Here is a 14167-nt window from a genome sequence, read left to right on the forward strand (position 1 = left end):
GCGAAGTTTATCCGCCTTGTGCACCCTGATTGTTTTCTCAGTTGCGAGCCCGCCAGAAGGCGATCTGCTTCCTCACTTCGCAGGGTGCAGTGCCGCCGAAGCTCCTGCGGCTTGCAACTGACGCCTCGACAGTCAAGACCTCGTAGACCTTGTTCGTGATTGCCGGATTGATCGCCTGGAGATCGGCAAGCGGCAGCCCCGCGAGGTCGCAGCCCCTGCTTTCGGCAAGCGCCACGGCACGGCCGGTCACATGATGTGCGTCGCGGAACGCAAGTCCTGCCTCACGCACCAGCCAGTCGGCGAGGTCGGTGGCCGTCGAATAGCCGGAACCGGCTGCAGCTTTCATGCGCTCCGTATTGACCGTCATGTCGCGGACCATGCCGGCCATGGCGGCAATTGCAAGTTCCAGGCTCTCGGCTGCGTCGAACACCTGTTCTTTGTCTTCTTGCATGTCCTTGGAATAGGCCAGCGGCAAGCCCTTCATGATCGTCAGCAGCGCAATCAGCGAGCCGTTGATGCGGCCGGTCTTGGCACGCACCAGTTCGGCGGCGTCGGGGTTCTTCTTCTGTGGCATGATCGAGGAGCCGGTCGAAAATGCATCGGAAAGCCGCACGAAACCAAACTGCGGCGTCGACCAGATGACGATCTCTTCGGCCAAGCGTGACAGATGCATGCCGCAGATCGCGGCGATCGACAGGAATTCGATGGCGAAGTCGCGGTCGGAGACTGTATCGATCGAGTTGCGCGTCGGCTCACGAAAGCCAAGCGCCTTTGCCGTCATATGGCGGTCGATCGGATAGCCGGTCCCGGCCAGCGCTGCAGCGCCAATGGGGCTTTCGTCCAGATGCTCGATGGCGTGGCGTACGCGTGAACGGTCGCGGCCGAACATTTCGACATAGGCCATGCAATGGTGGCCGAAGGTGACGGGCTGAGCAGTCTGCAGGTGCGTAAAGCCTGGCATGACGGTTTCGGCATGTTCTTCAGCCCGCTCGAGGAAGGCGGCGATGAGGTCCGTCAGCATCGCTTCAGTCTTCTGCAGCTCTTCCTTCACCCAGAGGCGGAAATCCAGCGCTACCTGGTCGTTTCGTGAACGGGCGGTGTGCAGGCGGCCGGCCGCCTGGCCGATCAGCGCGGCAAGGCGGGCTTCGATATTCATGTGAATATCTTCGAGCTGGCGGGAGAAATTGAAGTTGCCGCTTTCGATTTCTGACATGATCGTGCCTAGTCCGTGAACGATCTTGTCCTTATCGTCCACGGAAATGATGCCCTGATGGGCAAGCATCGTCGCATGGGCGATCGATCCACGGATATCCTGGGCAAAGAGCTTCTTGTCGAAACCGATCGAGGCATTTATCTCCTCCATGATCGCGTCGGGACCGGATGCGAAACGTCCGCCCCACATCTGGTTGGAGGATTTGGTGTCCTTTGTGCCGTCGCCCATGAAAAGATGCCTGCCTTAAGGGTGCATGCCCCTGGAGAATGAAATGACGACAAGAAAGCTGTTCGGGCTGCCATCCTTGAAACTGATCGCGGTAGCCGCCGTCGCAGGCGTAATTGTCGGTGCGGCAGCGGTTTACATTAAGGAGGCCGGGTATGGCAATGCCGGCGGCGAAAAGGCCTCTGCCGAATGCACCGCGGCCAAGGATCTCGTCGAGACGATTACGCCCCTCGCCAAAGGCGCGGTGGCGGCGATGGTCGCTGTGGACGCGCCGCGAAAGCTCACATCCGTCGTCTTTAACGGTCCGGACGGCAAACCGGTGACGCTCGAGAATTTCGCCGGAAAGACCGTGCTTCTCAACCTCTGGGCAACATGGTGCGTGCCCTGCCGCGAGGAAATGCCGGCGCTGAACGCGTTGGAGAAGGAGATGGGCAGTGACAAATTCCAGGTCGTCGCAGTCAATATCGACACCGGAGACGACGAGAAACCAAGGGCGTTCCTAAGCGAAATCGGCGTCGATTCCCTGCAGCTCTATCGCGACAACACGATCGGCGTCTTCAACAGCCTGAAGAAAGAGGGGCTCGCTTTCGGCCTGCCGGTGACGTTGCTCATCGACGACAAGGGGTGCCTGGTTTCGGCGATGAACGGGCCTGCCGCATGGGATAGCAGCGAAGCGAAGGCCCTGATCAAGGGTGCTACCGGGTCCTAACGCTATCGCGTCGGGACAGGCGTGTCGCCGCGATAATCGTAGAAGCCGCGGCCGGACTTGCGGCCGAGCCAGCCGGCTTCGACATACTTTACCAGCAGCGGGCAGGGCCGGTACTTGGAATCGGCTAGGCCGTCGTGCAGCACCTGCATGATCGAGAGGCAGGTGTCGAGGCCGATGAAATCGGCAAGCTGAAGCGGGCCCATCGGGTGATTGGCGCCGAGCTTCATCGCCGTGTCGATGGCATCGACAGTGCCCACGCCTTCGTAGAGCGTGTAGATCGCCTCGTTGATCATCGGCAGCAGGATGCGGTTGACGATGAAGGCCGGGAAGTCCTCAGCCACCGTGACGGTCTTTTCCAGCGAGGCTACGAATTCCTTTGCGGTCGAAAACGTGATTTCGTCCGTTGCGATGCCGCGCACCAGTTCCACCAGTTTCATAACCGGGACGGGGTTCATGAAATGAATGCCCATGAAGTGCTCGGGCCGGTCCGTTGCCGAAGCCAGCCGGGTAATGGAGAGCGAGGACGTATTCGTCGCAAGCAGGGCGCCCGGCTTCAGCACAGGACAGACCTGTGCGTAGATCTTGCGTTTTACAGCTTCCTCCTCTGTCGCCGCCTCGATGACGAGGTCGGAGGGAGCAAGGTCATTGAGGTTGGCGGAGCCGGAGATGCGGGAAAGGGTTGCTTTGCGCTCCTCATCCGTCATCTTGCCGCTCGTTACCTGCCGGGCAAGGTTGCCATTGATGGTCGCGAGGCCGGATTCGATGCGCTCCTGCGTCAGGTCGTAGAGCTGGACCTTATAGCCCGCAGCTGCTGAAACATGGGCGATGCCGCAGCCCATCTGGCCCGCGCCGACAATACCGATCGTTTTCAACACCGCACTCATCTCCAAACCCCCGTGGCAGCCGCCCGCTCCGCCGTATTTTTCTTCTAATGAAACTGCCGGGCAAAATGATCGCCCGGCAGCAGTAGTAGCCCCATAAGAGATAATTTTCCAGTCATTCGCAAGTGCGAAAAGCTGGCATTCTGCCCGTTTAGAGAGCTTTCTGCAGTTCCGGCAGGGCCTCGAAGAGATCGGCGACGAGTCCGTAGTCTGCGACCTGGAAGATCGGGGCCTCCTCGTCCTTGTTGATGGCGACGATGACCTTCGAATCCTTCATGCCGGCAAGGTGCTGGATGGCACCGGAAATGCCGCAGGCGATGTAGAGCTCGGGGGCGACGACCTTGCCGGTCTGGCCGACCTGCCAGTCGTTCGGCGCATAGCCGGCATCGACGGCCGCACGGCTTGCACCGACGGCGGCTCCCAGCTTGTCGGCGAGTGGCAAAATGACTTGCCTGAAATTCTCGGCCGACCCCAACGCACGGCCGCCGGAGATGATGATCTTCGCCGAGGTCAGCTCCGGGCGGTCGGAGGAGGACAGCGCGTCCTTGACGAAGCTCGAAAGCCCCGGGTCGGATACGGCCGGAATCGCCTCGACTGGGGCGGAGCCGCCTTCACCGGCGGCGGCGAAGGAGGCGGTGCGCACCGTGATCACCTTCTTGGCGTCGGTTGCCTGCACCGTCTGGATGGCGTTGCCGGCATAGATCGGACGCTTGTAGGTATCGGGCGCCACGACCTCGATAATTTCCGAGACCTGCGCCACATCGAGGAGGGCGGCAACGCGCGGCGCGACGTTCTTGCCGGTCGAGGTCGCAGCCGCAATGATCGTGTCGTAGCTGGCGGCGAGCGAAACGATCAGGTCGGCCAGCGGCTCGGCCAGATTGTTGGCAAGCGTGTCGCTTTCGGCCAGCAGCACCTTGGAGACGCCGGAAAGCTTGGCTGCGGCATCGGCGGCAGCCCTGGCGCCCTTGCCGGCAACCAGCACGGTGACATCGCCGCCGATCTGGCTGGCAGCGGTCAGCGCCTTGGCGGTCTGGTCGGAAAGGCTTGCATTGTCGTGATCAGCCAGAAGCAGAATGGCCATGGTGGAATTTCCTTTCTCGAACCTTAGAGGACGCCGGCTTCGACTTTAAGCTTCTCGACGAGCTCGGCGACCGACTTGACCTTGACGCCTGCCTTGCGGCCACTCGGCTCTTCGGTCTTCAGCACCTTGAGCCGCGGGGCGGTGGAAACGCCGAAGTCGGAAGGGCTCTTCTTGTCGAGCGGCTTCTTCTTTGCCTTCATGATGTTCGGCAGCGAAGCATAGCGCGGCTCGTTCAAGCGCAGGTCGGTGGTGACGACGGCCGGCAGCTTGATGTCGATCGTCTGCAGGCCGCCATCGACTTCGCGGGTGACGGTCGCCTTGCCGTCGGCAATCTCGATCTTCGAGGCGAAGGTTGCCTGGGCAGAGCCCAAGAGGGCAGCGAGCATCTGGCCGGTCTGGTTCGAATCGTCGTCGATCGCCTGCTTGCCGACGATGATCAGGCCCGGCTGTTCGGCGTCTGCCACGCCCTTGAGTATCTTGGCAACGGCAAGCGGCTCGACCTGATCGTCGGTCTCGACCAGGATCGCCCGGTCAGCACCCATGGCGAGCGCCGTCCTCAGCGTTTCCTCGGCCTTGGCCGGACCGATCGAGACGACGACCACTTCCTCAGCCTTGCCGGCTTCCTTCAGCCGCAGCGCCTCTTCCACCGAGATCTCGTCGAACGGGTTCATCGACATCTTGACGTTGGCAAGCTCGACGCCCGTGCCATCCGGCTTGACGCGGATCTTCACATTGTAATCAACCACCCGCTTCACGGGGACCAGAATTTTCATGGGGTCCTTCCTTCAACTCTTTCGCCAAGAAAATGCGCGCTTCGGCGCCGCTCCGATTGTCGAATGGCGACATGGATACGCGTTTTTCCTCCAAATACAACGCTTGCCGGTCGCAGACAGACAAATTGCGTCTGCAAATATATGACGTTTACGTTCACGTCAACATCGTGATGCGGCCCAATTTTTTCAGTGTCCCGGCGTTCCGTCGTCGGCGGCGACCACCACCCGCCTCACAGCCGGCGTGCTTGAGACGGCGCGTGGCGTGACGATCTCGCGGTCGAACAGCGGCACACCCTTGCGGCGCATGAAAATGACTAGAACGGCGCCGGCGACGATGCCACCGGCATGCGCGCCCCAGGAAACATTGCCGTCCGGATCGACAAGCAGCATGAAGAACTGCTGGCCGATCCAAAGCAGCAGCGGCACGAAGGCAGGAAGCGGCAACGGAACGCGGAAGAAGACCAGCACCCAGATCTTCACGCGCGGGTGAAGGATGACATAGGCGGCAACCACCCCTGATATCGCACCAGAGGCGCCGATCAGCGGCGCCTGCGATTCCGACACCAGCAGGCCATGGCAAAACGCCCCGAAGGCGGCGCAAACGAGATAAAAGATCAAGAAGCGGAGATGCCCCATGGCATCCTCGACATTATCGCCGAAGACCCAGAGGAAAACCATATTGGAAACGAGATGCCAGAAGCCGGCATGCACAAAGGCATGGGTGATATAGGTCAGCGGTTCCGGAACGATCGCAAGGCCGGGCGCCAGTGTTGCATAGTCGAAGGCGACCGCCGGTATGTAGCCCAGGCCGATCGCTGTCGCCTGAGCCGTCTGTTGCGGCGCGAAGAAGCCGGTGAAAAGCCACACGGCGATATTCATGCCGATCAAGCCCAGCGTCACCCACTGGACCTTGATGTGCTTCAGCGTATTGGCGTCGTGCAGCGGTATGAACATTAAGCCCCCGGCTATCGTGACCGAGGAGAGCCTATCTGTTTTTTCCTGGAACCCAAAGCACATCGGCATTGCCGCGGTCGTTGGCGTGGCGTGCGGCAACGAAGAGGAAGTCCGAAAGCCGGTTGACGTATTTCAAGGAAGCTGGGCTGACGATCTCACCCTCCGTGCGGGCAAGTTCGACCATCAGCCTTTCTGCGCGGCGCGCGATCGTGCGAGCTAAATGAAGATAGGCGGCGGCCGAATGACCGCCGGGCAGAACGAAGGATTTCAATGGTTGCAGATCGGCGTTCAGTTCATCGATCTCGCTCTCGATCCGCGCCACCTGGGTGTCGATGATGCGCAACGGCTCGTGCGCCGGCGGCTTGCCGTCGTCGGGTGTCGCAAGATCCGCGCCGAGGTCGAAGAGGTCGTTCTGGATCAACGTCAACATTTTTTCGAGAACCGGCATGCCCTGCATATGCAGTCGTGCGACGCCGATTGCGGAATTGACCTCGTCGATCGTGCCATAGGCTTCCACGCGCAGGTCGTATTTGAGACGGCGCGGTCCGCAAACGAGCGCAGTCGTGCCGTCGTCGCCGGTCTTCGTGTAGATCTTGTTGAGTGTTACCATGCCTATCCCTCGCTTCGCGGCGTTAACTAGGGCGGCCGCCACCGGTCAGCCAGAGTGTCAGCATGATCAGGATTACAGCGACGGCCTGCAGCAGGACGCGCAGCTGCATCAGCTTGTTGGAAGTGTTCGCGTCGCCGCCCTTCATCATGTTGAAGAGGCCGCGGACCAGCACGAGCGCGACGAGGCCCATGATGATGATCGCGAGAATATAAGTGGCCGTGGACATGGCAGCAGGCTTCCTTGATTAATCGGTCCAGCGCATCAGGCGATAAAAAAGGTCCGCCGGAATTAGCCTCTTCAGGAACATGCCCTGTTTTGCCGGTGTCGTTACAGGATAATGTGGCTTCGGACTGTTCGAGTTCAATGCGTGTTTCAACGCAGCATAGACGGCGTCGGGTTCTAGCTTATGTCGATTCTTCGGGCCAGTCCCGTCAAGGCGCGCGAGCTGTCGGCGGTAATCTGCCGCATGCACCGAATTGCGCAGGTCGATATGCTCCTTGAACTTCGCGAGCGCGTTGGCGGTAAAGCGCGAGGCAATCGGACCAGGTTCGATCAGGCATACGTGGATGCCGCTGCCTTGAAGTTCCATGCGCAGCGTAATGCTCAGCCCTTCGAGCGCAAACTTCGAAGCGGTGTATGCGCCGCGAAAACGATAGGGCACGACGCCGAGAATAGACGAGCATTGTACGATGCGGCCAGAGCCGCGCCTTCGCATCAGCGGCAGTATTTGCCGTGTCAATTCATGCCAGCCGAAGAAATTCGTTTCAAATTGCGCACGCAGCACGTCGGTCGTTAAATCCTCGACCGCGCCGGGCTGTCCGTAGGCGCCGTTGTTGAAGACCGCATCGATGCGTCCGCCGCTTGCCACAGTTACATCGCGAACGAAATCAGCGATCGTATCCGAGCGCGTATAATCCATCACGAAGGCTTCGATCCCCTCCTCCTGGAGCGGTCCGAGGTCGGCGTGTTTTCTGACCGCTGCAAAGACGCGCCAGCCATCGGTCTTCAGGGCTCGCGCGCAATAGGCACCGATGCCGGATGAGCATCCGGTCACGATGATGGTGCGCTGCTCCGCCATGGAATGATTCCTGTACAAATTGGGACTCATTTCCCATATTCGAAGCGACGATACAATGACGAAGCCCGGGGGTGGAATGCCGAAGATTGTGCGTACGCTCTATGATGTGGCATACGACGCGATCTGCCACATGATCGAGGATGACGGTTTCGCGATGGCGAGCCACGTCGCATTATCGATCCTGCTGGCGGTTTTCCCTTTCTTGATCTTCGGCACGACGCTCGCAAACTTCCTCGGCGCCGATCAGTTCTCCTCCACGGCCGTGCATCTCATTTTCGATACCTGGCCGGAAGCGATCGCCAAACCCGTGGCCGACCAGGTGCTGCAGGTGTTGACGATTCCGCGCGGCGGACTGTTGACGGTCTCGGTGCTGGCAGCCGCCTACTTCGCCTCGAACGGTGTCGAGGCGCTGCGCATATCTCTCAACCGTGCCTATCGCGTACCGGAGACGAGACCCTGGTATCTCACGCGCCTGGCCAGCCTCGGATACGTTTTGATCGCGGTGATCATCTTTGCCGCCATCAGCATCCTGCTCGTCGCCGTGCCCTTCGCTCTCGACTACGCGCGGCAATGGTTTCCGCTTTTTGCCGATACGCTCGAAATCGTCTTCAGCTGGCGAATCTACGGAACGCTCTTCGTGCTGACGGTCGGTCTGCTCGTCGTTCATCTCTGGCTGCCTGCCGGCCGCAGGCGGGTTTACGACGTTATCCCCGGGGTCTTGCTGACACTGCTTCTCTGGCTCGCCGGCGCGCTGATTTTCGCCTTTTATCTCGCCACCTTCGCGAATTACACAGCAACTTACGCGGGCCTGGCATCGGTGATGGTGGTACTGATCTTCCTCTATATGGTCGGCGTGATCTTCATCATCGGCGCGGAAATCAATGCGGCACTGATGAAATTTCGGGTGCGCGCCATCTTCGCCCGTAATTTTCTGAGCGGGCAGGGCAGCAAGCTTTCAAAGACCGACAAGATTCCGGATATCGGCCGACGATAGCCCCTTGTTGCGCAAATCCGCAAGCCCGGTATCGCCATCGCTTTTCGAGAGCTTGCGTCCCTTTGCATCCGTCACCAGGCGATGATGGTGGTAGACCGGCTGAGGCAGGTCGAGCAGCACCTGCAGCAGCCGGTGGATTGATGTTGCATGAAAGAGGTCGAGCCCGCGCACAATATGAGTGACGGCCTGCAGCCCATCATCGACAACCACCGAAAGGTGATAGCTTGAAGGGGCATCCGAGCGCGAAAGAACGAAGTCCCCCCACACCGACGGATCGGCGGCAATCAACCCGGTCTCGCCGTCGCCGGTCTCCCTCCAGTATAGGACACGACCGACAGCCTGCAGTGCCCGCCCCATGTCCAGGCGCCAAGCGTGTTTCAGGCCTGAGTCGAGCATCTTGCGCCGCTCGCCTTCACTCCGGTCGCGATCGTCGGAGGGATAGTGCGGCGAACCGTCCGGGTCGCGTGGCCAGGCATTGCCGCCGGCTTCGGAAGCGGTCACCCTGGCCCTCACCTGACCGCGTGTCAGAAACGAAGGATAGACTAATCCGCGCTCGATCAGACCATGCAATGCTGTCTGATATTGTGCGAAATGATCGGATTGTCGTCGCACGGGCTTCTCCCAGTCGATTCCCAGCCATTCGAGATCGGCATAGATGCCTCGTTCGAATTCGGGTGTACAACGTGCCTGGTCGATGTCCTCGATGCGCAGCAGTAGCCGTCCGTCCATTGCGGCGGCCATATCCTGGTTAAGGAAGGCCGAAAGCGCATGGCCGAGATGCAGAGGGCCGTTGGGACTGGGCGCAAAACGGAAAATGGTCTTTTGACGCTGAAACGTGGTCATGCTTTCTTCTGCCACGAATTCGAAACCATCGCGAGGCAACGTGCAGATCATTCGAAGCGAAGCGGATATCCACGAGGGACTGAAGCAGTTGTTTCGCCTCGACCCGCGGCTTGCCGATATTGCCAAGGAGGCGGGTCCGATCCCGCTGCGCCTTCAAGAGCCGGGGTTTGCCGGTCTTGCCCACATCATCGTTTCGCAGATGGTTTCGCGCGCAAGCGCCGATGCCATCTGGCGGCGCATGGCGCTTGCTGGAGGAGTGCTGACGGCCGAGAGCTATGTCGCCCTGCCGGCGGATGCGTGGCGAAGTTTCGGCCTGTCGCGTGCCAAGGCGACGACACTGTCGGGTATCGCCGAAGCCGTCGTATCCGGGCGCCTCGATCTCGCACTTCTTTCCTCGATGCCGCCGGCGGAGGCGCTTGCCGAGTTGACGGCATTGAAGGGTGTTGGTCCGTGGACGGCGGAAGTCTATCTGATGTTTTGCGGCGGACACGCCGATGTCTTCCCGTCAGGAGACGTCGCATTGCAGAACGCCGTCGCTGCAGCCTTTGACCTCGCACAGCGTCCGCACGCGAAAGTGCTCGCCTCGCTTGCCATGGTCTGGTCTCCCTGGAGATCGGTCGCAGCAAGGCTTTTCTGGGCTTATTATGCCAAGAAGCTAGGGCGCGGACTCCTTCCGGTCAGCTGAGGGACAACGGCTCATCGAATTGCCGTTATTGACTGAATTTATTGGGCTTCACAAGGCTGTCACAACCGGCCTAATATAAGGATGCAGATGCCGAATCGCTCAGGAGAGTACCTTGACGATTGCAGTCTCCCCCCAGGCCCTGCCGGCGCTCGTCCTGAACGCTGACTACCGGCCTTTGAGTTATTATCCCTTGTCGCTCTGGTCCTGGCAGGACGCGATCAAGGCGGTCTTCCTTGACCGCGTGAATATCATCGCGGAATACGAACATTCGGTTTCCTCGCCGAGCTTCTCGATGCGGCTTCCAAGCGTCGTCTGCCTGAAGACCTACGTTCAGCCTTCCAGAAACCCGGCCTTTACCCGGTTCAATGTCTTTCTGCGCGACAAGTTCGAATGTCAGTATTGCGGCGAGCATGACGATCTGACCTTCGACCATGTCATTCCGCGCGCCCATGGCGGCGAGACGACCTGGCAAAATGTGGTGGCCGCCTGCTCTCCCTGCAATCTCAAAAAGGGCAGCAAGCTGCCGAAGCAGGCAGGCATGTTCCCCTCGCAGAAGCCGTATCAGCCCACCGTGCAGGACCTGCACAACAACGGCCGGCTCTTTCCGCCGAACTATCTGCACGACAGCTGGCTCGACTATCTCTACTGGGATACCGAACTGCAGCCTTGATCGCCGCTGTCGCTTATGCCGATTTGCGGACGCCGACGAACGCGAAGGCCGCAAGGATCAGGCTCGCGATCACGTTCCAGCCCGCAAAGGAAAGACCAAGAACGCGCAGCGCCGCATCCGTGCAGGACGGGCCGGTCACAGTGTTGAGTTCCGAAAGCAGGTCGCCGGCATTCTGCGTCATGCCGCCCGCACTGGTCGAGCAGGTCGCTGGCCCTGCCCAGAAATGCCATTCGACGCCTGCGTGATAGACACCCATGCCGGCACCGACCACCATCAGGATACCCGCCGCCAGAAGCAGGGCACGAGCGACCCAGTTCGGCAGACCGAAGAACGATGCGAGCGCACCGAGGATCGCGATCGGAATGCCGTAGTAATAGGGCTGGCGCTGCAGCAGGCAGAGGGCACAGGGAATATAGCCGCCGATATACTGAAAGCCGAGTGCAGTTCCGACGACGACCGCCATGCCCAGCGCCAGAAGCAGCGAGTAGAGAACGACCGGCCGGGAAAGAGGGGAGGCAATGGCAGTCATGGCGGAACTCCGCAAGGTTGGCTCAGTGGGCAAGGTAGCGGTAGACAATATAAAGCACGATGGCGACCACTGCACCGATGCTGACGATATGCCCCAAGCGCTTTTCAATGAAATGGCGAATGGGCTCGCCGTAGCGGCGAAGCAGCCAGGCCAGGAATAGGAAGCGCGCACCGCGGGCGACGATCGCCGAGAAGACGAACAGCCATATATTGACCTGAATCACCCCCGACAGGATCGTCACGATCTTGATAGGCGGCAGGTGCGCTAGTCCCGACGTCACCAGCAAAAGCAGGATCGTCTCGTAAGTGACGTAAGATTTCATCTGCTCGAAGGCATCGAGCTTTCCGTAGAATTCCAGTACCGGACGCGCCACGGTCTCGTAGGCATAAAAGCCGAGCGCCCAGCCGGCGATGCCGCCGAGAACCGAGGCGACCGTGGCGACGATCGCATATCGATATGAACGCTCGGGCTTGGCGAGTGCCATGGGAAGAAAAAGGACATCGGCCGGGACGAGAAAGACGGAGCTTTCGACGAAGGCGATAACGGCGAGCCAGACTTCGGCCGATCTGCGGGCGGCGAGAGACATGGTCCAGTCGTAAAGTCTGCGGAGCATTCCATTCCTTTCGTGCTGCGGTGCAAAAGCTTTAGGGGGGCAGTCTGGCGCTGTAAATGCCTAGTGTGGCAATGATGCCAGCGTGCCACGAAAATTTTTGTGATGCATGGAGCGGCTGTGCTCCCCGATCTTCGCGAGATTGCGAATCGGCAAATCTTCTGCAAGCTGGCTTCCGATCGGTTTTGCAGGTGGCTAAGAATGAAATTGAGGGTGATTGAGGGCGGGCTCGGCGAAACGGCCGATGGGCGCGAAACAGTAGCTTCAGGTCGAAGGCCGAGCCGCGAGGATGTGCGGCGCGAAGCCCTCAGGCGGCTTCGGGAAAGCGGCTATCATTCGTCTTGTGTGAGAGAGGCTGCAACGGGCGTTCCTGCGCCCGAAGCGCTCAGATATCTGAAGCTGCAGCTCGATTTTGCGGCCGAGACGCTGTCGCGGCTCGATCCGATCCCCCATGACTTCTCCGCCGATGCCTATTGGCCTTCCGCCGACACTTCGCGTTGATCCGGCTGTTCCTTGCGCTTTGCGTTCAGGGCGTTCATGTGCGAGCGCTCTCGTGCCATTTCGCTGACGGCGGCCCTTAGCGCCGGGTGGCGGGCGGTGAACATGTTGAAGTCGCGGCGTTCCAGCACCAGGAATTGGCAGAAATCGATGGCTATGACATCGGCAGTCCGTCGCCCGCCGCTCAGCAGAGCCATTTCTCCGAAAAACGCACCCGGCTCGAGGCGGACGGCGCCGCTTGGCAGACGGACTTCCACGGCTCCGGACGAAAGAAAATACATGCCGTCTCCGCGGTCACCCTTACGCATCACGCGTTCGCCCGGAAGCGCCGATTTGGGGCGGAAGAGAAGAAGCAGTTCTTCCTGCGAGTGCTCATCGACCTTGGCGAAAAGCGGGAAAGTCTCGATCAGTTGCTGCATCTCCAACTGATGCTGGCGCTCCCGCGCTTCGGAAAGTGCCCTGATCTTTTCAAGCTCGCGTGCGAGCGCCTCATGCCGGCGGCGGCCATAATGATTGCTGAGCACCGGCCATCGGGCGTGCACATAGGTGTGCAGCGCCTCAGCGCCGACGCAGACGAGCGGATTGAGCGTGATCGAAATGATCGCGGACGCAAGGATGATATCCTGCCCGTCATTCGGCAGCAATCCGAGGGAAACGCCGAGACCGGCAAGAATGAAGGAAAACTCGCCGATCTGCGCCAACCCGCCCGCGACGGTCAACGCCATTCCGACCGGATAGCGAAGCAGGATGACGATCAGAAAGGAGATGATCGCCTTTCCGACGATGATCAACATCAGTGCGCTGATGACGGCCATCGGCTGGCGGACCAGGATCGACGGATCGAACAGCATGCCGACCGACACGAAGAACAGGACTGAAAAGGCGTTCTGAAGCGGCAAAGAATCGGCAGCGGCCCGGTGGCTGAGATTGGACTCGCTCATCACGACGCCCGCGAAGAAAGCGCCGAGTGCGAAGGAAACGCCGAAGATCTCGGCGGAGCCGAAAGCGATGCCGAGCGCAATGGCAAGGACCGTCAATGTGAAGAGTTCGCGCGAGCCGGTCCGGGCGACGAGCGTCAGGAGCCAGGGAACAATCTTCGGGCCGACAAAGATCGCCATGCCCGCAAAGGCGCCGACCTTCAGCAGAGTGAGCGCAATCGCCAGAGAAAGCGGCAGCCCAGTGCCCTGTGCAGCATCGCTGGCGGCGTGGCCGCCGAGCAATTCCGCAAGCGCAGGCAGCAAGACCAGCGCCAGAACCATCGCCAGGTCTTCGACGATCAGCCAGCCGACCGCGACGCGGCCGCTGGCCGAATTCAGCAGGTTTCGTTCCTCCAGGACCTTCAGCAGCACGACGGTGCTTGCCACCGACAGGCTGAGGCCGAAGACGATCCCGGCGCCGAGCCCCCAGCCCCACCATTTCGCAAGGCCAATGCCGAGCAGCGTGGCGATGATGATCCGGATGATCGCGCCCGGCACGGCGATACCGCGCACGGCAAGCAGGTCAAGGGCTGAAAAATGCAGCCCGACGCCGAACATCAGCAGGATGACGCCCATTTCCGCCAACTGTCCGGCAAGCCCTGTATCGGCGACGAAGCCAGGCGTGAACGGTCCCATCAGTATGCCTGCCACGAGATAGCCAACCAGCGGCGGCAGCCGCAGCCTGTCGGCGATATATCCGAGCACCGCTGCAAAGACGAAGCTGACGGCGACTGTCGCAATAAGCGTTACTTCCTGATGCACATCCGTCCCTTGATATTCGTTGGCGACCGTCACTTTGACCGAAGTGTGAGTGAAATTAAATACTTGATTTGAGTT

Annotated in this window: 17 protein-coding genes; 5 read left to right on the forward strand and 12 right to left on the reverse strand. The window is 60.3% G+C overall.

From position 1 onward, the window contains the following. Nucleotides 1-37 precede the first annotated feature (37 nt). Entirely contained in the window at nucleotides 38-1441 is a 1404-nt protein-coding gene (gene argH, locus EV130_RS28500; RefSeq protein WP_074062686.1) for an argininosuccinate lyase, read from the reverse strand. A 43-nt stretch (nucleotides 1442-1484) separates the two neighbouring features. On the opposite strand from argH, the gene tlpA reads away from it, so the two are divergent. Beyond that, nucleotides 1485-2147 (forward strand): thiol:disulfide interchange protein TlpA, encoded by a 663-nt coding sequence (gene tlpA / locus EV130_RS28505; protein WP_132662372.1) that lies wholly within the window; start codon nucleotides 1485-1487, stop codon nucleotides 2145-2147. Nucleotides 2148-2149: 2 nt separating this feature from the next. Here tlpA and EV130_RS28510 read toward each other — a convergent pair whose 3' ends face one another. The 7 genes from EV130_RS28510 to EV130_RS28545 all read right to left on the reverse strand — a co-directional run bounded on the left by EV130_RS28510 (nucleotide 2150) and on the right by EV130_RS28545 (nucleotide 7524). Further along, on the reverse strand, nucleotides 2150-3031 hold the full coding sequence (locus EV130_RS28510; protein ID WP_022718092.1) for a 3-hydroxybutyryl-CoA dehydrogenase: 882 nt from the start codon (nucleotides 3029-3031) through the stop codon (nucleotides 2150-2152). 148 nt (nucleotides 3032-3179) lie between these two features. After that, nucleotides 3180-4109, reverse strand: a complete 930-nt coding sequence (locus tag EV130_RS28515; protein WP_074062684.1) for an electron transfer flavoprotein subunit alpha/FixB family protein — start codon at nucleotides 4107-4109, stop codon at nucleotides 3180-3182. A gap of 23 nt (nucleotides 4110-4132) precedes the next feature. After that, complete coding sequence (locus EV130_RS28520) at nucleotides 4133-4882, reverse strand: electron transfer flavoprotein subunit beta/FixA family protein (protein ID WP_074062683.1); 750 nt, start codon at nucleotides 4880-4882, stop codon at nucleotides 4133-4135. Nucleotides 4883-5068: 186 nt separating this feature from the next. Then, complete coding sequence (locus tag EV130_RS28530) at nucleotides 5069-5836, reverse strand: rhomboid family intramembrane serine protease (RefSeq protein ID WP_074062681.1); 768 nt, start codon at nucleotides 5834-5836, stop codon at nucleotides 5069-5071. Between the two features lie 31 nt (nucleotides 5837-5867). Then, nucleotides 5868-6446 carry a cob(I)yrinic acid a,c-diamide adenosyltransferase gene (locus EV130_RS28535; RefSeq protein ID WP_074062680.1) on the reverse strand — a complete coding sequence of 193 codons (579 nt, stop codon included), beginning with the start codon at nucleotides 6444-6446 and terminating at the stop codon, nucleotides 5868-5870. Nucleotides 6447-6468: 22 nt separating this feature from the next. After that, a complete protein-coding gene (locus EV130_RS28540) occupies nucleotides 6469-6672 on the reverse strand; it encodes a twin transmembrane helix small protein (protein WP_074062679.1) in 204 nt (67 codons plus the stop codon). An 18-nt stretch (nucleotides 6673-6690) separates the two neighbouring features. Further along, entirely contained in the window at nucleotides 6691-7524 is an 834-nt protein-coding gene (locus EV130_RS28545) for an SDR family oxidoreductase (RefSeq protein WP_074062678.1), read from the reverse strand. Between the two features lie 76 nt (nucleotides 7525-7600). Here EV130_RS28545 and EV130_RS28550 point away from each other — a divergent pair, with 76 nt between their 5' ends. Then, nucleotides 7601-8518 carry a YihY/virulence factor BrkB family protein gene (locus EV130_RS28550; RefSeq protein WP_074062677.1) on the forward strand — a complete coding sequence of 306 codons (918 nt, stop codon included), beginning with the start codon at nucleotides 7601-7603 and terminating at the stop codon, nucleotides 8516-8518. On the opposite strand, the gene gluQRS is transcribed toward EV130_RS28550, so the two are convergent. Further along, a complete protein-coding gene (gene gluQRS, locus EV130_RS28555; RefSeq protein ID WP_074062676.1) occupies nucleotides 8480-9361 on the reverse strand; it encodes a tRNA glutamyl-Q(34) synthetase GluQRS in 882 nt (293 codons plus the stop codon). The two genes, EV130_RS28550 and gluQRS, sit on opposite strands and share 39 nt — an antisense overlap. Between gluQRS and EV130_RS28560 the strand changes: the two genes are divergently transcribed. Continuing rightward, nucleotides 9360-10046, forward strand: a complete 687-nt coding sequence (locus tag EV130_RS28560; protein WP_074062675.1) for a DNA-3-methyladenine glycosylase family protein — start codon at nucleotides 9360-9362, stop codon at nucleotides 10044-10046. The two genes, gluQRS and EV130_RS28560, sit on opposite strands and share 2 nt — an antisense overlap. 112 nt (nucleotides 10047-10158) lie before the next feature. After that, complete coding sequence (locus EV130_RS28565) at nucleotides 10159-10716, forward strand: HNH endonuclease (protein ID WP_074062674.1); 558 nt, start codon at nucleotides 10159-10161, stop codon at nucleotides 10714-10716. 13 nt (nucleotides 10717-10729) lie between these two features. Here the strand turns inward: EV130_RS28565 and EV130_RS28570 are convergent, their stop codons facing one another. Further along, nucleotides 10730-11245 carry a disulfide bond formation protein B gene (locus EV130_RS28570; protein WP_132553910.1) on the reverse strand — a complete coding sequence of 172 codons (516 nt, stop codon included), beginning with the start codon at nucleotides 11243-11245 and terminating at the stop codon, nucleotides 10730-10732. A gap of 22 nt (nucleotides 11246-11267) precedes the next feature. Beyond that, entirely contained in the window at nucleotides 11268-11858 is a 591-nt protein-coding gene (locus EV130_RS28575) for a YqaA family protein (RefSeq protein ID WP_074062672.1), read from the reverse strand. Nucleotides 11859-12056: 198 nt separating this feature from the next. On the opposite strand from EV130_RS28575, the gene EV130_RS28580 reads away from it, so the two are divergent. Further along, nucleotides 12057-12356, forward strand: a complete 300-nt coding sequence (locus EV130_RS28580) for a hypothetical protein (protein WP_074063354.1) — start codon at nucleotides 12057-12059, stop codon at nucleotides 12354-12356. On the opposite strand, the gene EV130_RS28585 is transcribed toward EV130_RS28580, so the two are convergent. Further along, nucleotides 12326-14092, reverse strand: coding sequence for a cation:proton antiporter domain-containing protein (locus EV130_RS28585; protein ID WP_074063353.1), 1767 nt, complete (start codon nucleotides 14090-14092; stop codon nucleotides 12326-12328). The two genes, EV130_RS28580 and EV130_RS28585, sit on opposite strands and share 31 nt — an antisense overlap. Between the last annotated feature and the right edge of the window lie 75 nt (nucleotides 14093-14167).

Source organism: Rhizobium azibense, from assembly GCF_004342325.1.
GTDB classification, from domain to species: domain Bacteria; phylum Pseudomonadota; class Alphaproteobacteria; order Rhizobiales; family Rhizobiaceae; genus Rhizobium; species Rhizobium etli_B.